This is a genomic window from Cedecea sp. B1(4), from assembly GCF_059414925.1.
On sequence record NZ_JCAHMZ010000170.1, the window covers coordinates 1 to 360 of the forward strand.

The 360-nt window shown below is 64.2% G+C and carries 1 protein-coding gene; it reads left to right on the forward strand.

The annotated features are described in order from the left end of the window. The coding region (locus ACR6JA_RS22500) for a TraI domain-containing protein (protein ID WP_494599658.1) at nt 1–360 on the forward strand (360 nt) is incomplete at both ends.

The window sequence follows — 360 nt, forward strand, 5'->3', positions numbered from 1 at the left end:
CCCAGCAAGGCGCTGGCGGCGCCCAAGCATGCGCTGCAACGCAAATTGCTCGACGGCTTGCGCTACCTGCTCAAGGAAGCGTTCAAGTTGAACCAGGCCGGCCCGGCGGACGGTTGGCTGACCCAAGACGCCTTGTGGCTGGTGAGCAAGACTGTCTCCGACAAGCTGCGCGCACATCTGCTGTCACAGGGCATCGACGGCATCCCGGCCAGCAATACGGCGGTGTTCAACGTGCTGCAGGATCACGGCATCGTGCAACCGACGCCGGATGGCAAGGCGATCTGGAAGGCTACCGTCACCAGCGACGCCGGCTGGTCGCACGCCTTCACCTTCCTGAAGCTCTCGCCGGCGATGATCTGG